Raw genomic sequence first — 20,913 nt, 5'->3', positions numbered from 1 at the left:
TCTCCCGCTCCACTCCACCCCCCACCCTCACCGGTGGGGGGTTTTTCATGCCCAGACCACGCCGCCCAGACCGTACCGCGCGCCCGCACGACCCTTGATTGGGGATGTGCGGGCGCGCGGTCGTGCAACCTGGTCAGCCCTGGCGGAGGGCAGCACGGGCCAGATCCCTGAATTGCCGCTGCAGACGGGCAGGCGTGAGAGAATACCCGAATGTTCGAGTTTCAGATCCAGGCTCAGAGTGGCCGGGCCAGGACGGCCACCTTCGTCACGCCGCATGGCACCGTGCAGACCCCGATGTTCATGCCGGTCGGTACGCAGGGCACCGTCAAGGGCCTCAGCCCGCAGGAACTCACCGACATCGGCTCGCAGATCGTGCTCGCCAACACCTATCACCTGCTGCTGCGTCCCGGCCCGGACCTCGTCGCGCAGCATGGTGGCCTGCCCGGCTTCACCGCGTACCCCGGCCCCTTCCTGACGGACTCGGGCGGCTTTCAGGTGATGAGCCTCGGGCACATGCGCCGCATCACGGAAGAAGGCGTGACCTTCAAGAGCCACCTGGACGGCTCTTCCGTCTACCTTTCTCCGGAACGCAGCATCGAGGTGCAGCAGGCGCTCGGCGCGGACGTCATCATGGCGTTCGACGAGTGCCCGCCGTACCCGGCGGAGCGCGAGTACATCCGGCTCAGCCTGGAGCGCACCGTGCGCTGGCTGGAACGCTGCCGTGGCGCGCAGACGCGGGACGACCAGGCGCTCTTCTCGATCGTGCAGGGCGGCATTCACGACGACCTGCGCCAGATGAGCCTCGACGCGACCCTTCCCTTCGCCACGCCCGGCTTCGCCATCGGCGGTCTGGCGGTCGGGGAAGGGAAGGCCGAGATGTACGGCGCGGTCGACTACACGGCCGCGCGCCTCCCCACCGGCAAGCCCCGCTACCTGATGGGGGTCGGGCACCCGGAAGACCTCGTGGCGGGCATCGCGCTCGGGGTGGACATGTTCGACTGCGTGTACCCCACCCGCACGGGGCGCTTCGGGTACGCGCTCACCGACGACGGACGGCTGAACATGAACTCCAGCGCGCCGCGGACCTCCATGGACCCCATCGATCCCGAATGCGACTGCTACGCCTGCACGCACTACACCCGCGCGTACCTCGCGCACCTGCTGCGCGCCGAGGAGATGCTCGCTCCCCGCATGCTGTCTCTGCACAACCTGCGGTACCTGCACCGTCTGGTGGAGCGCGCGACCGCCGCGATCCGCGAGGACCGGTACACGGAATGGGCCACCGAGTGGGCCACGCGGTACTTTAAAGAGAAGCATAAGACAGGTGAGACGCCCGCCATTCCGCAATGGTTCCTGCGCAGCGTGTCACGCGACTCATAAGGCATTCTGCGTGCAGGACGATATTTTCCGCATTGCCTAAAGACCGGTTCAAGACTCTCATCTGAAAAAAGCCACGCCAGGAGCCATCAGAAACGCGTCAGCTGCCCTCAGGGCGCAGCAGGCGCGACTCCTTTTGGTTGACCCTACCCATTCATCCATGTATCATCACCCTGATCTGGAATCTCTATTTCTCATAAACGAGGGTGGAGACCAGGTTGTGCAAGGAAACGCGCCGACGGCGACCGTCCCCGGGAGAGGAAACTCGGAAACTCGCCCCATCGTCATCCTGAAGCCGAACACGCTTTCTGCGCACGACACCTTTTTGGGGGTAAGTATGAAGAAGTCTCTGATCGTTCTCACTGCTGCGCTGTCCTTCGGCTTCGCAGCGGCCCAGACGGCTCCCGCGGCGACGCAGGTGCCCACCCTCACCGATGTGCCCGCCGGCCACTGGGCCAAGGACGCCATCGACAAGATCGTGGCCAAGGGCATCATCCTCGGCTACCCCGACGGCACCTTCCGTGGCACCCAGAACCTGACCCGCTACGAGGCCGCCGTCATCATCGCGCGCCTCCTGGATCAGGTCGCCACCGGCACCGTCACCACCACCGACGGCACCACCACCACCCTCAGCCCTGACGACCTGACCGCCCTCCAGAACGCCGTTCAGGAGCTGGCCGCCGACCTCGCCGCCCTCGGCGTGCGCGTCACCGACCTCGAGTCCAACTCGGTCAGCCAGGACGACTTCAGCCGCCTCGAAGCGCGCGTGGACGCCCTCGGCGCCACGACCGGCGACCCCGCCGCGCTCGACGCCCTGACCCAGCAGATCGCGGACGTCAACGCCCGCGTCGACGACCTGCAGGCGAACTACGACGGCCTCCGCGCCGACGTGGACGACAACGCCAGCAGCATCGCCGCCCTCAACGACCTCACCGTGCTCCTCAACAACGACATCCTGGGCCTCCAGGACCGCGTGAGCGCCGTCGAGACCGCCCAGGCCGACTTCGTCACCCGCACCGACTTCAACGCCCTCAGCACCAAGGTCACCGGCATCGACACCCGCGTCACCAAGCTGGAGTCGGCCCCCAAGGTCAGCTTCACCGGCAACCTGGGCGCCAAGTACGGCGCCATCGGCCTCGTCAGCGGCAGCACCCAGTTCGACGTGGACCGCCTGACCCGCAAGACCTTCGCCGACGGCGTCTTCAGCAGCGGCAAGGACTGCGGCAACCCCAGCCCCATCCAGGCCTTCGCTGAAGCCTGCACCGACACCAAGCAGAGCTTCAGCGGCCTGGACTTCAGCTTCGGCCTGAAGGCCTCCAACATCGTCACCGCGACCGGTGCTCTCGTCATCAGCGACGCGACCGCCAACTTCGGCGTGACGACCGTGGGCACGACCGGCGGCCTGGTCCAGTTCCAGAGCGCCACCGCCAACGGCAAGCTGGCCGGCCAGGACTTCAAGGTCGTCTACAACTACCAGAACAGCGCCTTCAAGTTCAACGACTACCTCTTCAACAACGACAACGACTACGAGCCCACCCAGTACCGCAACGGCGTGGTCCTCACCGTCAACGCCACCAGCCTGCCCCTGGCGCCCAAGCTGACGGCCGTCGCTGGCCTCGGCCTCCCCAACCTCGGCACGGCCAATCAGGTCATCAAGGGCAACTACTTCGGCGTCCGCGCTGAAGTGAACCCCTTCGGCATCGGCTCCGTCGGCCTGAACTACGCGCTGAACCTCAACAACCGCAGCGCGGTCGGCGTGGACGCGGACTTCAAGCTCGGCGTCATCAACCTGAAGGGTGTCTACGACGTGAGCGCGCTCGACAACGTCGCCTACACCGACATCAGCGATGTCTTCTCCAAGGCCGACAAGGCCGGCTACGTCCAGGCTTCCGCCGACTTCGGCGTCGCCAAGGTCGCCGCGAACTACCGCGCTGTCCAGGCGAACTACGCCAACGGCGTTGCCGGGATGTCCTCCAACGACAGCGACTACTACGGCGCCATCGCCGGAAACAGCAACGCTTCTCCCTACGGTGCTGATCAGGTCGGCTACGGTGCTGGCCTCGCGACCGACCTCGGCCCCGTGACCGTGGCCGCCTTCGGCGACCGCTTCAGCGACTACGCTGGCACCGCCGCTTCCTACAACACCGCGTACGGCGTGTCCGGCGGCGTCAAGCTGTTCGGCCTGAAGCTCGTGGGCTTCTACAACAGCGCCACCCAGACCACCAGCAACAACATCACCCACATCAACGGCGACTTCGCGTACAACAGCACCGGTGCCTACCAGGACATCGCGCTCGTTCCCTTCGCGTACTCCAGCACCTACGGTGGCGTCCTCAGCCACGACGGCGCTGCCGCCGACGCGCTCGTCAAGGGCCTGAGCTTTACGGTCGCCGACGCGTACTTCTACAACGACAAGATCAACGACTTCCAGGCGTACGGCAGCTACAAGGCCACGCTCGGCGGCCTGACGGTCACCCCCTTCGCCCGTTACCACAGCTTCAACGTGGACAAGAACGACGGCAGCACCACCACCACCACGGCGGACGGCACGGCCACCAAGACCTACACCGCCGTCAAGTACGGTGTGCAGGCCAGCACCGCCCAGCTCGACGTGATCGGCAAGCCCAGCATCTCGGTGGCTTTCGCCAACGCGATCTCCAACGCGGGCAGCAGCATCAAGGTCCAGAACGGCACCAAGACCGAACTCTTCGGCCAGGCTGCCCTGACCCTCAACGACCTGGGTGTCGCTGGCCTGACCGCCGGCGTCGGCTACGGCTATTACCAGGGCTTCGGCGTGGGCAGCGCAACGGTCGTCAGCAGCGCCAGCGGCGGCACCGCCACCTTCAGCCCCACCGCGGACCGCTTCTACCGCAGCCCCCTGGGCGGCGCGAGCGACCCCTACACCGGTGCGAACTACGGTGGTGCGGCGGGCAGCGCCAGCGGCGTCTTCGCTCAGGTCGGCTACAACGGCCTCGCGCTGAACTACGGCATGTTCTACTACACCGACTTCACCAACAAGGCGAACAACTCGGTCGCCTCGGCCTTCAAGGCCAGCTACAACTTCAACTTCTAAACCCGGAAGCTTGAAGGAACGACCCCCGCTTCGGCGGGGGTCGTTCGTTGTGTGGACGGTGGCAGGAGTGCCGTGCGCGGGCCGCGCTACAATCCGGGCATGACCGCTGTTTTTGGACACCTGAACCCCGACACCGACGCCATCACGGCGGCCCTCGTGTACGCCAACCTGCTGCGCCGCCAGGGTCTGGACGCCACGCCCTACCGGCTCGGGGAGCTGAACTTCGAGACGGCCTTCGTGCTGCGCGAGGCGGGCGTGGACGCGCCCGAACTGCTGACCTCGCTGCCGGAGGGATCGGCGGTGGCGCTCGTGGACCACAACGAGAGCGCGCAGAGCCTGCCGGGCCTGAAGGGTCTGAACGTGACGCACGTGGTGGACCACCACCGCCTCGGGGACCTGGAGACGACGCAGCCTGCCACGCTGCGCTTCGACCCGGTCGGCTGCACCGCCACCATCCTGCTGCGCCTGCACCTGGAGGCGAACCTGCCGGTCGAGCCGCTCGACGCGCGCCTGATGCTGAGTGCCGTGCTGTCCGACACGCTGCACTTCCGCAGCCCCACCACGACGGCGGCCGACCGTGAAGCGGTGGCGTTCCTGGCGCAGGTGGCGGGCGTGCAGGACGTGACGGCGTACGCACTCGCGATGTTTGCGGCGAAGAGTGACCTGGGCGACACCCCCGCCAGCACGCTGCTGAAGATGGACTACAAGGTCTTTCCGTTCGGGGCGCAGAAGTGGGGGGTGGGCGTGATCGAGACGACGAATCCCGCGTACGTGTTCGGGCGGCAGGCGGAACTGCTCGCGGCCATGCAGGCCGAGAAGGGCGTCAGTGGCTTGGACGGGCTGGTGCTGAGTGTGGTGGACATCCTGAACGAGACGAACCGGACGATCGTGACGGGCGAGAGCGAGGCGGCCGTGCTGGGCGAGGCGTTCGCGGCGGTGACGGTGGACCACGTGGCGGACCTGGGCGACCGGATCAGCCGCAAGAAGCAGATCGTGCCGACGCTGGAAGCGTATTTCGCCCGCTGAGCGGCCTGAGGGCGTGAACCCCGACGTGCTGGCGTGGCTGTTCGCCCGTCAGCGCTTCGGGGTTCATCCTGGCCTGGAGCGCGTGCGCGATCTGCTGAGGCGTCTGGGTGACCCGCAGATCGCATTCCGGACGGTGCTGGTCGGCGGCACGAACGGGAAGGGCAGCGCGTCCGCCTCACTGGCGGGCATGTTCCGGGCGGGCGGTGTGCGTGCGGGCCTGTTCACCAGTCCGCACCTGACGCGCTTCTCGGAACGGTTCGTGGTGGACGGACGGGAACTGGACGGCGCCACGGTGGAGGCGGCCCTGGCGCGCGTCCGGCCGCACGCGGAGGCGGTGCAGGCGAGCTTCTTCGAGATCGTGACGGCCACCGGCTGCCTGCTGTTCGCGGAGGCGGGCGTGACGTGGGCCGTGATGGAGGTGGGGCTGGGCGGACGACTGGACGCCACGAACGCGCTGCAGCCGCACCTGAGCGTCGTCACGAACGTCGGCCTGGACCACACGGCCATCCTGGGCGGCACGCGGGAGGAGATCGCGGCGGAGAAGTCCGGCATCCTGCGGGCGGGCCTTCCGGCCGTGACGGGGGTGAGTGCTGCGCTGCTGCCCATCCTGGACGCGGTGGGTGCGGACCTGTGGGCGCTGGACCGGGAGTTCGCGGTGCGGGCCGAGCCGCTCGGCTGGGACGGCTGGGACGTGCACCTGAGGTCCCCGCTGGGAGAGCTGAGCCTGCGTACCCCGCTGCTCGGTACGCACGGTGCAGGCAACGCGGCCCTGGCGGCCCTGGCAGCCCTGCGCCTCGGCCTGCCCGAGCAGGCCGTGGTGACGGGCGCGGCAGGCGTGCGGTGGCCTGGACGGCTGGAGCGGGTGGCGTGGCGGGGCGGGACGGTGCTGCTCGACGGGGCGCACAACCCGGACGGCACGAAGGCCCTGCGTGACGCGCTGCGCGGCCTGGGGGTGGAGCGTGTGCCGGTGGTGTTCGGCGCGGCGCAGGACAAGGACGCGGGCGAGATGCTGCGCGACCTGACGCCCGTGATGTCGTCGCTGATCCTGACGCGCGCCGCCCTCAGCCCGCGTGCGGCCCTGCCGGACGACCTGCTCGCGCACCTGAAGCCCGGCCTGCCCGTCATCGTGACCGACTCGCCCGCCGAGGCGCTCGCCCGGCTGCCGGACGGCGCCCTGAGCGTCGTGTGTGGCAGCCTCTACCTGATCGGCGAGGTGCGCCCGCTGCTGCTCGGCGAGGCGGGCGAGACGCACGAACGCTGGCAGTGACGCCCGACGCCCGTTGCCGGAGCAGTCCGGACGGAATCCGTATCAGGCGCTAGGCTGAAGGCATGACCTCCACACCGGACCCGAAGGCGACTCCCGGCGACCTCACCGAACTGAAACGCGTGCTGCATCAGGTCTCGGACCTGAATGCTGCCGCGAGCCTGATGTCCTGGGATCAGGAGACGCAGATGCCGCCCGACGCGGCCCGCGTGCGCGGCCTGCAGATGTCCACCCTGGCGGGCCTCAGCCACGAGCTGTTCACCGCGCCGCGCGTCGCCGAGCTGCTGGACGCGGCGGCCGACCCTGCGGACGAGACGGACGCGGCCCTCGTGCGCGTCACGCGCCGCGACCATGCCAAGGCGACGCGCCTCCCGACCGAGTTCGTGGAGGAACAGTCCCGCGCGGCCAGCGAGGCGCACCACGCCTGGATCGAGGCGCGGCAGACCGGGAGCTTCGCGACGTTCGCGCCGCACCTGGAACGCATGATGGACCTCGCGCGCCGCTACGCCGACCACCAGGGCTACGACGAGCACCCGTACGACGCGCTGCTCGACGACTACGAGCCGGGCATGAAGGTCGGACAGGTGCGCGCCACCTTCACGGATTTGCGCGACCGCACGCTGCCGCTGCTGCGCCGCATCGTGGCGGCCGGGGACGCCACCGACTACAGCGTCCTGACGCGGCCCTTCCCGGTGGACGCGCAGCGCCGCTTCGCGCTCAGGATCGCGGAGGAGGCCTTCGGCCTGAACCCCGGCTTCTCGCGGCTCGACGAGTCCGCGCACCCCTTCCAGACGAACTTCAGCCGCGACGACATCCGCGTCACGACCCGCTTCGACGAGCGGTACTTCCCGATGAGTCTGTTCGGGACGTGGCACGAGACGGGGCACGCCATGTACGAGCACGGCGTGGCGGCCCGCCTGGAACGCACGCCGCTGTCGCGCGGCGCGAGCCTCGGCGTGCACGAGAGCCAGTCGCGGATGTTCGAGAACCTGCTGGGCCGCAGCCGTCCCTTCTGGGAGCGGTACTTCGGCGTCTTCGCGCAGGCGGCGCCGGACGTGGCGGCCGGTCAGGACGCCCTGAGCCTGTACCGCGCCGTGAACCGCGTGCAGCCGGACCTGATCCGCGTCGAGGCGGACGAGGTGACGTACAACTTCCACATCATGCTGCGCTTCGAGCTGGAACTCGCGCTGCTGGAAGGGACGCTGCAGGTGCGTGACCTGCCGGACGCCTGGAACGCCCGCATGCAGGAATTCCTGGGCGTCACGCCGCCCGACGACGCGCAGGGCGTGCTGCAGGACATCCACTGGTCGGCGGGCCTGATCGGGTACTTCCCGACGTACACGCTCGGGAACCTGCTGAGCGTGCAGCTGCTGGACGCGGCCCGTCAGGACCCCGTGATCGCGCAGGAGGTGGACCGCGCCGAGTACGGTCGCCTGCGCGAGTGGCTGGTGCAGCACGTTCACCAGTACGGCCGCAGCCGCACGCCCGCCGAGATCACGCTCGCCGCGACCGGGAAGCCCCTGAGCGCCGACGCGTACGTGGCGTACCTGGAAGGCAAGTACGGCGAGATCTACGGCCTGAACTGAAACGGCACACGCGAGCGGCCCGGACCTCACCTCGGGGTCCGGGCCGCTTCTGCGTTCAGGTCAGGCGACGCGTTTCAGTTCGGCCTGCGCGATCAGGTAGGCGCGCGTGGCGTTCAGCCAGGCCTGCGCGAGGCCGCTGTGCGGGTGGGCGCGGGCGGCGAGGGCGGGGGCGCTCATGCTCAGCTGCCGTTCGATCCGGCGGACGGTGCCGAGTCCGCCGGCGTTCTCTGCTTCGATCAGGGTGTTGAGGACCGTGGTGGGGTGGGCGTGCCCCACGCGGATGCTTTCGGCGATGGTGCCCATGATCGTTTCGAGTACGCGCATACCTGCCTCCAGAACAAGGAATCTGTCTAAAATGCTCTCTTGATTACGAAGATAGCGTAGATCTTCCTGAAAATCAAGAAGTGGAGACCTGTATTCTGTATTGACCAGAGCGGAAGCGGGTGCTACACTCCGAACACATGACCGGGATTCTGCCACCAGACAAGCCGACCCCCCGGGCCGCAACGCCACGGACCGGAGTCATCTGGCGCTGGGACTTGTCTTGTAATTCACAGAACAGGAGGTGGAGATGAAATTACACGAACGGTTGCGCGAACTGCGCAGTGAACGGGGTCTGCGGCTCAAAGACATCGCCGAGACGGCCGGGATCAGCGTCCCGTACCTCTCCGACCTGGAGCGCGGACGCACCAACCCCAGCCTGGACACCCTCCAGACCCTGGCCGGTGCCTACAGCATCTCGGTGCACGACCTGCTCGAAGGCGTGGAATTCTACGGCCAGAACAGCGAAGGCGCCATGCCCAAAGGCCTGTCGGACCTCGTCGCAGACCCCGTCCTCGGCGCGCAGATCACGCCGGACTGGGTCCGGACCCTCTCGCGCATCGAACTGCGAGGCAAACGCCCCCGCGACAAAGGTGACTGGTACGAAATCTACCTGCACCTGAAACGCATCCTGGACTGAACACCACGGTCCGCCCCAGAAGCCCCGTCCCCGGACGGGGTTTTCTGCTGCTCCCTGAAGCACGACAGATGAGGCCCGGCGATCCGCCAGGATGTGCTATGCCTGAGAGCGACATGAAGCACCTTCACCTGCCCCTGCTCCTGACCCTCGGCCTCACCCTCGCCGCCTGCGCGCCCACCGTGCGCGGTGCGGACACCTACGCGCCCCTGCTCGCCACCTCGGCCTTCTCACCGGCGGAAGTTGCCGTGGGCAAGACCACGTACGTGCGGTACACCTACCCGCAGAGCTACGTCGGGGTGAGTGACGAGCGGTTCGACGCGCTCACGATCGATTTCGACAAGCGCAACGTGACCGGCGACGTCAGCTCCAGCAGCATCGACGCGCCCTGGCTGAAGATGAACGTCAAGGACGCCCCGAACGGCTGGACCGTGGAACTCGCCCGCGCGGAACTCGCCAAGGACATCGTCAGGACCACCGAGAAGAGCGCCAGCATCAACGTGTCGTACTACGACCGCGTGCGCGTCACGTACCGCATCACTGCCGCGCCGGGCGCGCGGAGCGGGACCGCTCACCTGCAGTTCCTCGACAACGGCGCGCCGCTGGAAGACGTGTCCCTGATGCTCATGGCGAAATGACGGGAGGTCCGGCGTCCGGCCGGACAGGGGAGGGGGCAGCCACGCACGCGGCCGCCCCCTCTGCCGTTCACATGATCTGCTGGCCGAGCAGGCTGGCGGCCATGCCGACCATGACGTCGGCGGTGGTGTTGCGCGTGTCGAGGGTGGGGTTGACCTCCACGATGTCCATGCTGGTCACGCGGCGCGACTCGGCGAGCAGTTCCATGAGCAGGTGGCCTTCGCGGTAACTGAGGCCGCCCAGCACGGGGGTGCCCACGCCGGGGCAGAGGGAGGGGTCGAGGGCGTCCGCGTCGAAGGAGACGTGCAGGCGCTGCACGCCGCTCAGGCGCTCCATGGCCTCCTCGGTGATGCGGGAGATGCCGAGCGTGTCCACGTCCTTCATGGTGTACACCTTGATGCCCGCTTCCTTCACGAGGTCGCGTTCGGCCGCGTCGACGCTGCGGATGCCGATCATCACGATGTCTTCGGGCCGCACGCGCCAGTCCTGGCCGCCGATGCGGCTGAGGTCAGGGTCGCCGAGGCCCGTGAGGTGCGCGACGGGCATGCCGTGAATGTTGCCGGAGGGGCTGCTGCCGGGCGTGTTGTAGTCGGTGTGCGCGTCCACCCAGATCAGGCCGGTGCGCTGGCCCTGCGAGGCGCCCGCGACGGTGCCCATGCTGACGCTGTGGTCCCCGCCGATGCTGATGGGGAAGGTGTCGGGACTCAGGGCGCTGAGGCGCCGGTACGCTTCGCGGCAGGCGTCGAGGATGCTGTCCCGGAAGATCAGGCCGCCCTGTTCGAGCTTGTCGATGGTTTCGGGAATGGTGACGGGCACGTCGCCGAGGTCGGTGACGTGGTGCCCGAGGCCGCGCAGCGTGGCGTTGAGGCGGGCGTTGCGGAGCGCGCCGGGGCCCATGTCCACGCCGCGGCGGCCTGCGCCGAGATCCATCGGGATGCCCAGAATAGAGATGTCCATGGTGTCCAGCGTAGTGCGTGAGGCGGGGTATGCCTCAGCCGCTCATCAAGTTGCACGGCAGGGCGCGGCGGGCCGGTGCGGCGGCTGGGCGGCACGTCAGGGGCCGGTCAGCCGCGTGCATAATGCCGTGAATATTCACACCTGCGGTGCATACCGGGCCGGTATGGTGACCTCCGGCCGGTGCGGGCGGTGTCAGCGCCCTATCATGGACGCATGAACGACGATGCCCCACGCATTCACCTCGGCAGCCTGCTGCGCGCGCCCGGCGATGTCAGCACCAGCGGCGAGGTGACCGAACTGCACTACGAACAGGCCGGCCGCCCGCAAGTCCTGCGTTTCGCGGAACCCGCCCCCTACGAGATCGACGTCAACAGCCTCGAAGGCAACGAATTCTGGCTCCAGGGGTACTTCGAACCCGTGCTGGAACAGGAATGCTCCCGCTGCCTGCGGCCCGTCACGGTCCCGCTGGAACTGAAGCTCGGCACCCTCATGCAGTACCGCCCGGCCGTCCCGGAATCCTTCCTGGAGGAGGCCGACACCGGCGAGGAACTGCTGGTGTTCGGGAACCCCGACCTGAACCTCTCGCACTACCTCGCGGAAGTCACGCTGCTCAGCTCGCCCCTCAGCGTGCTGCACGACCCGAACTGCAAGGGCCTGTGCCAGGTGTGCGGCCACGACCTGAACGACGGCCCCTGCGAGCACAGCGCCGCCGTGCCCATCGAGGACGAGACCTCGCTGCACCTCGGCGTGCAGGAGGGCAGCCAGCACGCCCGGCAGAATCCCTTCGCGGCCCTGGGCGGCCTGAACCTCCCGGAAGACTGAGCCGTGCCGGACACCCCCACCCTCACGCACTTTCAGGACGGGCAGCCGCGCATGGTGGACGTGAGCGCCAAGACCCCCACCATGCGCGCCGCGACCGCCGAAGGCTGGGTGCTGCTCCCGCCCGAGGCGCGCGCCGCCCTGGAAGGCGGCCGGAACGCCAAGGGCGACCCGCTCACCGTGGCGCGCCTGTCCGGCATCCTGGGCGCCAAACGCACGAGCGACCTCGTGCTGCTGTGCCACCCGCTCCCCATCAGCGGCGTGGACCTGGAGGTGGACCTGATGCCGCGCGGCGTGCGCGTGCGCGCCACCGTCCGCACCGCCGGACCGACCGGCGTGGAGATGGAAGCGCTGACGGCCGTGACGGTCGCCGCCCTCAACGTGTACGACATGCTGAAGGCCGCCAGCAAGGCCATCGAGATCACGGACGTGCGCCTCCTCGCCAAGAGCGGCGGCAAGAGCGGCGACTACAGCGCCCCGACCCGCGAAGACTGAGCGCCGCTGGACCCGAACGCCAGGCGGACAGCCGGGCGGCACGCGCCGCCACCGCCCGGCCGCGAGCCCCGGACCGGTGACGCGGACTCCGGGTGCGGGACCGACCGGACGCGCCCCGCCGGGAGGGGTCTCATTTCTCCCGCTCCGGACCTGTAGACTGTCCGGGTGAAGGTTGGCCTGATTGGAATGTCCGGCGCGCGCCCCCTGCAGTTCTGGGAGGCGTTTCTGCGCGAACTGGGGGTAGAGGTGGCGTTGCCCACCCTGCCGCCGCAAGAACTTTATGCCCTGGGCCGCGAGAGCCTGCCGACCGAGGCGGCCCACATCCAGTACCTGCTGGGCCGCGTGCTGGAACTGCAGCGCAGCGACCTGATCCTGCTGCCGCGCCCCCTGCCGGTCGCGCAGGACGCTTGGGGCGAGGCGCTCGACGAACTGCTGCCGCGCCGCATCAGCGGCCTTCCGGCCCTGCAGCTCATCCCGGACGACGGGGCGGCCGCCCTGGCGAGCGCCGCGGAACTCGGGCAGCGGCTCACGCACAACCCCGGCCTCGTACGCCTCGCGCTGGACCGCGTGCGCCCCCTGAGCGCGCCGCTCAAGGAAGCGATGCCGCGCCTGAACGTCGCGTCGCGCCCCACCGTCGCGGTCCTCGGGCCGCCCGCGCTGCTCGCCGACCCCTTCCTGAGCGGCCCGCTGCGCGAACGGCTCGACGCGCTCGAACTGAACGGCGTGTTCGGCACGGACCTGCCCGCCTCGCAGGTCACGGAACGCGCCGAGCGCTTCGGTGACGCGCCCGCCGGACAACGCTGGCTGAACGGCACCCAGGGCCTGCTGGAAGGCAAGAGCGCCGTCGCGGGCCTGCTGTACGTGCACCCCGAACGGGACGTGGCGTGGCAGCAGGCCCTCAGCCGCATGGCCCGCAAGGCCCGCAAACCCGCCGCCGTGCAGGGCATCGAACCCGGACAGGACCACTGGACGGCCCTGGATGACCTGCAGCGCCGCCTGACCGCCCCCACCCCCGCCGCCCGCGCCCGCGACGCCCAGCCGGGCAGCGACGAGGACACCGGGAGCGACGCGTGAACGTCTGGCGCTGGCTGACCACGCCCGACCCCACGCCCGGCTACCCGCCCCGCAAGATCGCGCGGATCGCGGCGCGCTTCCTGCTGTTCCTGCTCGTCGTGACGCTCGTGCAGACCCTGCTCGGCGCGACCCCCCTGCGGCCCTTCGTGGCGAGCTTCTGGGGCAGCGCCGTCGTGGTGTTCCTGCTGTACATCCCCTTCGCGCGCATCCTGATCCTCGACACGCCCGGCGCGTCCCGCCAGGGCCAGGGCCTGCTCGGCGGCCAGCAGAAACCCAGCGCGAGCGCCGTGCGCCGCAAGGAACGCAACCGCTACGCCGGCGTCAAGAAAGGCCCGCCCGGCGGTGGGCGCGGCGGCCGCCGCTGACCCGACCATCCGCCCTCCCCCCACGCGCCTGCGCGGCAGGTGTGCTATCATTCCCCCTGTTGCCTCGCTTCAGGCTCCAGCCGGAGTAGAGCGTAGACGCCCGCAGGGCCAGCCGAACCCTCTTCAGGACTCAGCCGGACCATGCTGGAGCGCACAGGAGAACCCACATGTCCAAGCACCCCGTCCCCAAGAAGAAGACCAGCAAGAGCAAGCGCGACATGCGCCGCAGCCACCACGCCCTCACCGCCCCCAACCTGGTCGAGTGCCCCCACTGCCACGCCAAGAAGCTCCAGCACCACGTCTGTGGCAGCTGCGGCTACTACGACGGGCGCCAGGTCCTGGAAGTCGCCAGCGACTGAGCCGTACCCCCACCCTGCAGGCCGGACCGCGAACAGCGTCCGGCCTGCAACTTTTGCGCCCCCCACACCGCACCCCCTGACCGGGCGCGGGCCGTGACCCGTGCAGGCCCGGCCACTCGGGTATCATGACCGCATGTCCATCCTTGCCCGTATCGTGGCGCTCCTCGGCCTGATCCTGATCGTGGTGGCCGCCGTGTTCCTGGCGAAGACCGTGATCGACATCAACCAGCTGCACGCCGTGGCCTCCGCCAACCGCAGCACGAACTTCTTCAACCCCGTGTACAACGTCGTCTGGACGGCAGGCATCGCTGCCCTCGGCGGCCTGCTCGCCGGCGCGGGCCTCGGCATGACGACGCGCCGTCGCCAGCCCACCCTGCCCCGCTGAACGCCCCCAGCAGACGCGCGCCCCGGAACCTGTCTCCGGGGCGCGCGTCTGTTCAGGTGGGACGACCGGAACCCGGCTCATACGGTGTTGATCCGATTCCAGGGATGACGGAAACAGCACCGACATCCTTTCTTGGGCAGAACAGCGCCCATGAGGACGCTTGCCCGCTTCTTGGGCAGAACGGACGCCCTGCAGGACGCCTGCCCGCTTCCATCTCCTCAACACCGTACTTGTTGGCACTCGCTTCGCTCGGCTGAACTCCAGAAGTTCAGCTCAACACCGGATCAGATCTCCTGCAGTTCCCGCTCGGCCAGCCACGCGGGCACCTCGTCCGGCGCGAACGTCTCGAAGTACAGTTCCTTCAGGCTCAGCAGCGGGTACCCCGAGAGCGGCCCCGGCACCTCGCGCCGGTCGATGATCACCGCGACGCCCAGGCACGCCGCACCGTACCGCTCGGTGGCCCGCACGGCCTTCAGAACGCTGCCGCCTGTCGTGAGGACGTCCTCCACCGCCACGAACGACTGCCCCTCGCGCACCGTGAACGCCTCACGGATCTTCATGCCGCCCTGCCCGTCCTTCTCCGCGAAGATCGCGCGCACGTCCGGCAGCGTCCCCACCAGGTTCCGCGCCACCTCGTACGCCAGCACCACGCCGCCCATCGCGGGCCCGATCACGAAATCCGGACGCAGGCCCGCCTCCAGCACCTTCTGAGCGAGCGCCGCCCCGATCTGCTGCATGGCGGCCGGATGCTGCAGCAGCGTCGTGGACTGCAGGAACTTCGGCGAGTGACGGCCCGACGCGAGCAGAAAGTGCCCCTCGTGATACGCGCCCGCCTGCTGGTAAAGGGAAAGAACATCCATGAGGTCAGTATAGAAGGATAGGTGATTGTGCCCATGTCCCGCGCGGCCCGCTGACCTATGCTGCTGCACATGAACCACGCGTACGTGGACGGCAGTTACAGCGCCCCGCAGGACGCGAACGGCCCGGACCCCCTGCCGCTCGGCGCGGGCTGGGGCATGGTGTTCCTGCAGCCCGGCCACCCGCCACGGCGCCTGCAGGGCCGCATCGACCCCGGCAGCACGCCCGGCCCCAGCGGCGCCGAGGACAACAACGCCGCCGAACTGCGCGCCGTGCTCGAAGCGCTGAGGCACGCGCCGCCCGGCGAGCCGCTCACCGTGCACTCCGACAACACCAGCACCCTGCGCAGCATCCGCCTCGGGAGCCTCAGCGCCCCGCAGGACAACCTCGCGGCCCGCATCCGGCAGGAAGCGCAGGCGCGCGGCACGGCCCTGCACCTCGTGCGCGAACGGCGCGACCGCAGGCACATGCGCGCCGCGCACGACCTCGCCAACGAAGCGCGCCGCGCCCCGCCCGGCACGCCCCTCCCACCGGAAGGAACCGTGCAGATCAGCGCGGAAGCCGTCATCACGCAGGCGCACTGGCGGGCCGAGGCGACCATCCACCTGCGGCGCGCCGGGGAACGCGTGCGCCTCGACCTGCCGCTCGACCCGGCCGCGCCGCTCCCCCCGAGCGCACAGGCGCTGCTCGGCGCGGTCAGCCTCGCGCAGCAGGACGAGGTGCTGCTCCTGCGCCGCGCGTCCGCCGTCGCGCAGGCCATCTGGACGAAACCCCTCCGCGCCCTGGAAGGCGAGGCGCGCGACGCCGTGCAGGCCGCCCGGCAGGCCGCGCAGGCGCTCAACGTCACCGTCCTCTTCGACGCCGTCTGAGCCGGACGCCACACCAACCACACGCGGCGGGGCGGGCCTGGGACACACTCCAGGCCCGCCCCCGTACTCACCGCCTTCCTCAGCTGCCGTTCTTGCTCAGGATCCGCACGCTCAGGATCTTGTCGGGCGTCGCCCCCTCGATCGGCACCTCCTGCCCCGTGCTCTGATCCGGGTTCGCGGTCCGCGTCAGCTTCGCCAGCACGTCTTCACCCTTCACGACCTTCCCGAACAGGTTGTACTTCCCGTCCAGGAAATCCGCAGGCGCGAACGTGATGAAGAACTGCGACCCGTTCGTGTTCGGCCCGCTGTTCGCCATGGCCAGCTCACCCGGCGCGTCGAACTTCAGGCTCTGCCGGATCTCGTCCGGGAAGCTGTACCCCGGCCCGCCCTGCCCCCACGTCTCCTTCTTTGCGGCGTCCAGCGTGTTCGGGTCGCCCGTCTGCCCCATGAACCCGTCCAGCACCCGGTGGAACAGAATCCCGTCGTAGTAGTGGTTGCGGGCCAGCGTCACGAAATTGTTCACCGTGACGGGCGTCTTGCCCTCGTACAGGTCCGTCAGGATCTGCCCCTTGCTCGTATCGATCAGCGCGTAGTAATCCACGCCGTCCTTCAGGGTCCGCGCGGGCTCCGACGTGAACTTGTGCACCGGCTGCGCACTCACGAACGGCACCAGCGTGAACCCGGCCGGAATCGCGCCCGGCGTGCTCACGGTCGCCGCTGCGGGCTTCGCGGGCGTGGCCGCCGCATCGGCGGGCTTGGAGGTGTCGGCGGCAACGGCATCCTTCTTGCATGCCACCAGAGAGAGGGTCAGGACGGCCATGAGGGCAGTGACAGCGGCAGGTTTCACGCCCCCCAGTCTAGCGAACTCCGGTGAGCGTTCACCCGCGCCGCCCGCACCCCCCCACCCGACAGAAACACCCCGCCAGGGACGGGGTGGAAGGTGGTGCACCCTGCAGGATTCGAACCTGCGACCGACCGCTTAGAAGGCGGTTGCTCTATCCAGCTGAGCTAAGGGTGCGGGGTGGGCCGGGTGGCCGTGAGCATGCTAGCAGGTGGGGGCGGGGGTGAAAATGGAGCGGGCCTCCGGGTGGAGGCCGCTGCTGGAGCGAGATCACGGATTCGAACCGAGGCCAGAAGCTTGGAAGGCTGCTGTGCTACCACTACACCAATCTCGCGGGTTGTGTCCGGGGCGCGGGTGCGTCCGGGTGGGTTGTTGTGGTCGAGGCGACTGGATTCGAACCAGCGACCCCTTGGTCCCAAACCAAGTGCGCTACCAAACTGCGCTACGCCTCGCCTTGCAGTGCAGCCGTCACACGCCGGTCCAGTATAGGCGAAGTGGGGGGTGCTGGCAAGCTCGGGTGTTCAGCGGCGGCGGGTGCGGGCGCTGCCGTAGCGGTTCAGGAGGTCGCTGCGGGTCATCCAGATGATTTCGGGTTCGCGGACGTGTTCGCCGGCGTTCTTGGCGCCGTACAGGATGCGGAGCAGGTTGAAGAACACGGCCATCACGCGGGCCTGGCGGCGGTCGGGGAGCGGCTGGCTGCGGAAGCCGAGCGGGCCGAGCACGCCTGCGAAGATGGTGAGGGCGTACACGAGTTGCGCGTCCCGGTAGTCGGGGTGCGTTTCGAGGGTGTGTGCGACGTCGTGCAGGGAGGTCTGCACGGCGCGCAGGCCGGTCAGGGCGCTCAGTTCGGCGATCGCGACGAGGCGTTTGCTGTAGATGTGCAGTTCGGCGGCGGGCGTGCCGGGCGGGATGGCGGGCGCTTCGGGCCGCTGGATGGCGGGGCCGTCGTAGGGTCTGGCGCTGACTCGGAAGAGCGCGCGGGGGCGTTGCGTGAGGGGGAGGGTGTGGTGCTGCCGGTCGAAGTGCGCGTCGAAGGTGCGGCGGTACAGGCGTTGCAGCAGGCCGCGCGGCGTTTCGCTGCGCAGGGCGTTCAGGTCGCTGATGGGGGAGGGCTGGTACCCGCGGGCGCGCAGTTCGGTGGTCAGGGCGCGGACCTGGTCGGGCATGAGGCCGTCGAGGTTCAGGAGGCCGCCCGGTTCGGCCGCGGCGAGCAGGTCGTCTGGCGTGCCGGTCGGGCCGCGCCATACGGGCCGGAGCTGGGCGTGGCGGGCGCGGCGGGCGGTGGTGGGCGTGTAGGTGTCCGGCCGCAGCAGCGTGACGGGCCGGTCCGGTGAGCGCTGCTGGAGGGCGTGCCGGGCGCGTGGCAGGTCATGCCGGGCGGGCGCGCCGAGCGCCAGTTCGTGCGGGGTGCCGGGCCGGGGGTGGGCCTGCAGGGCGCTCAGGTCGCGGGTGTGCACGAACAGCGTGACGGGCGTGCCGTCCAGTGCCGCGAGCAGCGCCTCGCGGGCGGCGGGCGCGGCGGGCAGGGTGACGCCCAGCCCGATCTTCACCTGCCCGCCCTGTCCCTCGCGGAGCACGCCGAAGTGCGCGCGGCTCTGCGCGGTCACGGCGAGCTGCCACGCGAGCCACGTGCCCACGCCCAGCAGCGGCAGGGTGAGGACGCGCAGGGGATGGCGGGACGCTGACAAAACAGCCGGAGTATAGAGCGGCACGCCCCGGCCCGCGCGGGGTGAGACTTCTCATGTTGGCCTGCGAGACTGGGCCAGGAGCGATGCACTGTCCGTCCCCACCCCCCATCATGACCCGCCTGACGTTCCTTCCCGTGGTCGGCCTGCCGCTGCAGGCGGGGCCGCGCCTGCCCGCCGGGACGGGCCGGGAACGCCTGCGCGTGCAGGTCCGGTGCCGGAACCTGTATTCTGGGGGCCTGTGTTGATGTCGCGCCGACTTGATGTTCTGCCGGTCCCAGTGTGGGAGGACCGTGGCCCGGCCGGAAGTGCCCCGGCCCGGCCGGCCCTGCAGGGCCGCGCCTCCAGGAGGACCGCCATGGGAAGTGCAGCATGAGAAGCCTCCGGATCGGCCTGCTGACGGACGTGTTCCTGCCGGACCCGAACGGCGTGTCCACCAGCGTGCTGCTGCTTCAGCGCGAGCTGCGCCGACGCGGGCACCGTGCGGTGATCGTCGCGCCGAGATTCCCGGATTACCTCGACCCGGAGACGCTGCACGGCGTGGTCCGGCTGCCGAGCATGGTGAATCCCGCCCTGCCGCGCCAGCGCCTCGCCTTCCCGACGCGGCGCCGCCTGTCCGGGCAGTTCGATCTGGTGCACACGCACACGCCCGGCGCGATCGGATTCTGGGGCGCGCGGCTCGCGAAACGCTGGGACATCCCGCACATCTCGACCTTCCACACGCACCTGGAGCATTACGCGCACTACATTCCCGGCATGAGCACGCTGGAGCGGCACGCGGGCGTGCTGACGCGCATCGTGCGGCGCTTCTACGAGAAGGCGGACCTGGTGGTGGCGCCCACCGAGGCGAGCCGCGACATGCTGCCCAGTTACGGCATCTACCGCCCGAGCGTGGTCCTGCCGACCGGCATCGACGAGTCGCTGCTGCAGGACGCGCCGGACGTGGCGTCGCCCTGGCCGGCCGGGAAGCGGCGCCTGCTGAGCATCGGGCGGCTCGGTTTCGAGAAGCGGCACGAGCTGGTGTTCCAGGCGCTCGCGCGGGTGCGGGAGCAGCACGACGCGCACCTCGTCCTGATCGGTGAGGGGCCGCAGCTGGAGTACCTGCGCGAGCAGGCGCGCGGCCTGGGGCTGGCGGAGCACGTCACGTTCTACGGGCCGGTGCCGCTCGCGACGATCGGCGCGTACTACCGGCAGGCGGAACTGTTCCTGTTCGGGTCCGACACGGAAACGCAGGGGCTGGTGCTGGCCGAGGCGCAGACGATGGGCGTGCCGGTCGTCGCGGTGGGCGCCGAGGGCACGCTGGGCGGCGTGGAGCCGGGCGTCAGCGGGCAGCTCGTCGCGAGCGGCGACTGGGCGGCCCTCGCGGCGCACACGTCTGCGCTGCTCGCGGACCCGGCGGCCCTGGCGACCATGTCGGCGGGCGCGCGGCAGTTCGCGCGGCGCTTCAGCTCCAGCAAGATGGCCGAGCAGATGCTCGACATCTACCTGCAGTCGCTGTCGCAGCAGGGCTGGCGTTCGGCCGGCGCGGATTACGGCGGGCTGCTGGTGCCGGACGGCACGTACGCTAAGGCGAACGGTCGAAATACCCGGAAGTACGGCCTGCGAGGTTTCTGATGTGCTGCCACAGGAACGCCGCCCAGCCGCGACTCAGGCGACGGGCCGACGTGTGAACCCACGCACCCGCCACGTACTCCACCCGTCCCAGCCGCTTCAACGCCAGCCCCAGCAGGATGTCCTCGCGCGCCTCGACGGCCGGGTACCCGCCCGCGAGCAGCGCGGCCTCCCGCGTGAACGCCATGTTCGCCCCGCCGCAGTTCGGCTGCCCCAGCAGCGACATCACCCGCAGGAACGCCCGGTACCCCACGCCGCTCAGGCGGGCGGCGCGCACGCTGACGCGCCCCGGCAACGGCAGGAACTGCATCGGGCCGTACAGCGCCACCGTGCCGGGCCGCACCGCCGCGTCCAGCGTCGCCAGCCACGCCGCGTCCGGTTCGGAGTCCGCGTCGGTCGTCGCGACCCACTCGCCATGCGCGGCCTCCAGCCCCGCCTGCCGCGCGAACGCCACGCCGGGCCGCGCGCAGTGCAGCACGCGCGCCCCGTGACGGGCGGCCACGTCGGCCGTGCCGTCGGTGCTGCCGTTGTCCACCACGATCACCTCGTCGGGCGGGAACGTCTGCCGCTGAAGGGCCGCCAGCAGGGCGGGCAGCACCTCCTGCTCGTTGCGGGCGGGAATCACGACCGTCCATCTGCGCTTCACGCGGTCAGGGTAGCGCGCCCGCACGGCAC

22 protein-coding genes and 3 tRNA genes are annotated in these 20,913 nt (G+C 69.7%); 16 read left to right on the top strand and 9 right to left on the bottom strand.

Annotated elements, in window-relative coordinates:
• Nucleotides 1-210 precede the first annotated feature (210 nt).
• From tgt to IEY33_RS15260, 5 genes are all read left to right on the top strand, one after another.
• Nucleotides 211-1,380 (top strand): tRNA guanosine(34) transglycosylase Tgt, encoded by a 1,170-nt coding sequence (tgt, locus tag IEY33_RS15280; RefSeq protein WP_188964144.1) that lies wholly within the window; start codon nucleotides 211-213, stop codon nucleotides 1,378-1,380.
• Between the two features lie 334 nt (nucleotides 1,381-1,714).
• Entirely contained in the window at nucleotides 1,715-4,450 is a 2,736-nt protein-coding gene (locus IEY33_RS15275; RefSeq protein WP_188964143.1) for an S-layer homology domain-containing protein, read from the top strand.
• Nucleotides 4,451-4,549: 99 nt separating this feature from the next.
• A complete protein-coding gene (locus IEY33_RS15270; RefSeq protein WP_188964142.1) occupies nucleotides 4,550-5,476 on the top strand; it encodes a manganese-dependent inorganic pyrophosphatase in 927 nt (308 codons plus the stop codon).
• Nucleotides 5,477-5,489: 13 nt separating this feature from the next.
• The gene (locus tag IEY33_RS15265; RefSeq protein ID WP_229671056.1) at nucleotides 5,490-6,743 is read left to right on the top strand and encodes a bifunctional folylpolyglutamate synthase/dihydrofolate synthase; all 1,254 of its coding nucleotides are present in this window, start codon (nucleotides 5,490-5,492) and stop codon (nucleotides 6,741-6,743) included.
• Between the two features lie 62 nt (nucleotides 6,744-6,805).
• Complete coding sequence (locus IEY33_RS15260) at nucleotides 6,806-8,326, top strand: carboxypeptidase M32 (protein ID WP_188964141.1); 1,521 nt, start codon at nucleotides 6,806-6,808, stop codon at nucleotides 8,324-8,326.
• Nucleotides 8,327-8,386: 60 nt separating this feature from the next.
• Here IEY33_RS15260 and IEY33_RS15255 read toward each other — a convergent pair whose 3' ends face one another.
• Nucleotides 8,387-8,650 carry a hypothetical protein gene (locus IEY33_RS15255; protein ID WP_188964140.1) on the bottom strand — a complete coding sequence of 88 codons (264 nt, stop codon included), beginning with the start codon at nucleotides 8,648-8,650 and terminating at the stop codon, nucleotides 8,387-8,389.
• 247 nt (nucleotides 8,651-8,897) lie between these two features.
• Here IEY33_RS15255 and IEY33_RS15250 point away from each other — a divergent pair, with 247 nt between their 5' ends.
• The gene (locus IEY33_RS15250; protein ID WP_188964139.1) at nucleotides 8,898-9,287 is read left to right on the top strand and encodes a helix-turn-helix domain-containing protein; all 390 of its coding nucleotides are present in this window, start codon (nucleotides 8,898-8,900) and stop codon (nucleotides 9,285-9,287) included.
• 113 nt (nucleotides 9,288-9,400) lie between these two features.
• Nucleotides 9,401-9,922, top strand: coding sequence for a hypothetical protein (locus IEY33_RS15245; protein ID WP_188964138.1), 522 nt, complete (start codon nucleotides 9,401-9,403; stop codon nucleotides 9,920-9,922).
• A gap of 67 nt (nucleotides 9,923-9,989) precedes the next feature.
• On the opposite strand, the gene rocF is transcribed toward IEY33_RS15245, so the two are convergent.
• Nucleotides 9,990-10,877 carry an arginase gene (gene rocF, locus IEY33_RS15240; RefSeq protein WP_188964137.1) on the bottom strand — a complete coding sequence of 296 codons (888 nt, stop codon included), beginning with the start codon at nucleotides 10,875-10,877 and terminating at the stop codon, nucleotides 9,990-9,992.
• A 213-nt stretch (nucleotides 10,878-11,090) separates the two neighbouring features.
• Here rocF and IEY33_RS15235 point away from each other — a divergent pair, with 213 nt between their 5' ends.
• The 6 genes from IEY33_RS15235 (at nucleotide 11,091) to IEY33_RS15210 (ending at nucleotide 14,374) form a co-directional block, all read left to right on the top strand.
• Nucleotides 11,091-11,699, top strand: coding sequence for a YceD family protein (locus IEY33_RS15235; protein WP_188964136.1), 609 nt, complete (start codon nucleotides 11,091-11,093; stop codon nucleotides 11,697-11,699).
• A gap of 3 nt (nucleotides 11,700-11,702) precedes the next feature.
• Nucleotides 11,703-12,191 (top strand): cyclic pyranopterin monophosphate synthase MoaC, encoded by a 489-nt coding sequence (moaC, locus tag IEY33_RS15230; RefSeq protein WP_268238843.1) that lies wholly within the window; start codon nucleotides 11,703-11,705, stop codon nucleotides 12,189-12,191.
• 165 nt (nucleotides 12,192-12,356) lie between these two features.
• A complete protein-coding gene (locus IEY33_RS15225) occupies nucleotides 12,357-13,265 on the top strand; it encodes a hypothetical protein (protein ID WP_188964135.1) in 909 nt (302 codons plus the stop codon).
• Nucleotides 13,262-13,630 (top strand): hypothetical protein, encoded by a 369-nt coding sequence (locus IEY33_RS15220; RefSeq protein WP_188964134.1) that lies wholly within the window; start codon nucleotides 13,262-13,264, stop codon nucleotides 13,628-13,630. Before IEY33_RS15225 ends, IEY33_RS15220 begins: the two co-directional genes overlap by 4 nt.
• Before the next feature lie 167 nt (nucleotides 13,631-13,797).
• The gene (gene rpmF, locus IEY33_RS15215; RefSeq protein ID WP_188964133.1) at nucleotides 13,798-13,989 is read left to right on the top strand and encodes a 50S ribosomal protein L32; all 192 of its coding nucleotides are present in this window, start codon (nucleotides 13,798-13,800) and stop codon (nucleotides 13,987-13,989) included.
• Between the two features lie 133 nt (nucleotides 13,990-14,122).
• Nucleotides 14,123-14,374: a hypothetical protein gene (locus IEY33_RS15210; protein WP_188964132.1), complete on the top strand. Its 252-nt coding sequence runs from the start codon at nucleotides 14,123-14,125 to the stop codon at nucleotides 14,372-14,374.
• A gap of 284 nt (nucleotides 14,375-14,658) precedes the next feature.
• Here IEY33_RS15210 and pyrE read toward each other — a convergent pair whose 3' ends face one another.
• Entirely contained in the window at nucleotides 14,659-15,234 is a 576-nt protein-coding gene (gene pyrE / locus IEY33_RS15205) for an orotate phosphoribosyltransferase (protein ID WP_188964131.1), read from the bottom strand.
• A 69-nt stretch (nucleotides 15,235-15,303) separates the two neighbouring features.
• On the opposite strand from pyrE, the gene IEY33_RS15200 reads away from it, so the two are divergent.
• Nucleotides 15,304-16,101: a ribonuclease H family protein gene (locus IEY33_RS15200; RefSeq protein ID WP_229671055.1), complete on the top strand. Its 798-nt coding sequence runs from the start codon at nucleotides 15,304-15,306 to the stop codon at nucleotides 16,099-16,101.
• Between the two features lie 79 nt (nucleotides 16,102-16,180).
• Here IEY33_RS15200 and IEY33_RS15195 read toward each other — a convergent pair whose 3' ends face one another.
• From IEY33_RS15195 to IEY33_RS15175, 5 genes are all read right to left on the bottom strand, one after another.
• Nucleotides 16,181-16,948: a peptidylprolyl isomerase gene (locus IEY33_RS15195; protein WP_229671054.1), complete on the bottom strand. Its 768-nt coding sequence runs from the start codon at nucleotides 16,946-16,948 to the stop codon at nucleotides 16,181-16,183.
• A gap of 94 nt (nucleotides 16,949-17,042) precedes the next feature.
• A tRNA-Arg gene (locus tag IEY33_RS15190) sits at nucleotides 17,043-17,119 on the bottom strand.
• Between the two features lie 83 nt (nucleotides 17,120-17,202).
• Nucleotides 17,203-17,276 (bottom strand) — tRNA-Gly (locus IEY33_RS15185).
• A gap of 41 nt (nucleotides 17,277-17,317) precedes the next feature.
• Nucleotides 17,318-17,394 (bottom strand) — tRNA-Pro (locus tag IEY33_RS15180).
• Between the two features lie 69 nt (nucleotides 17,395-17,463).
• Nucleotides 17,464-18,630, bottom strand: a complete 1,167-nt coding sequence (locus IEY33_RS15175) for a YkoP family protein (RefSeq protein WP_188964130.1) — start codon at nucleotides 18,628-18,630, stop codon at nucleotides 17,464-17,466.
• Between the two features lie 110 nt (nucleotides 18,631-18,740).
• On the opposite strand from IEY33_RS15175, the gene IEY33_RS19495 reads away from it, so the two are divergent.
• The gene (locus IEY33_RS19495) at nucleotides 18,741-18,875 is read left to right on the top strand and encodes a hypothetical protein (protein WP_268238842.1); all 135 of its coding nucleotides are present in this window, start codon (nucleotides 18,741-18,743) and stop codon (nucleotides 18,873-18,875) included.
• Between the two features lie 124 nt (nucleotides 18,876-18,999).
• A complete protein-coding gene (locus IEY33_RS15170) occupies nucleotides 19,000-20,241 on the top strand; it encodes a glycosyltransferase (RefSeq protein ID WP_188964129.1) in 1,242 nt (413 codons plus the stop codon).
• Here the strand turns inward: IEY33_RS15170 and IEY33_RS15165 are convergent.
• On the bottom strand, nucleotides 20,192-20,884 hold the full coding sequence (locus IEY33_RS15165; RefSeq protein ID WP_188964128.1) for a glycosyltransferase family 2 protein: 693 nt from the start codon (nucleotides 20,882-20,884) through the stop codon (nucleotides 20,192-20,194). The two genes, IEY33_RS15170 and IEY33_RS15165, sit on opposite strands and share 50 nt — an antisense overlap.
• Nucleotides 20,885-20,913: the final 29 nt, after the last annotated feature.

This window comes from Deinococcus aquiradiocola (assembly GCF_014646915.1).
Lineage (GTDB): Bacteria > Deinococcota > Deinococci > Deinococcales > Deinococcaceae > Deinococcus > Deinococcus aquiradiocola.
The sequence above is the reverse complement of the archived record's forward strand: the minus strand, read 5'-3'. Positions and strand labels throughout refer to the sequence as shown.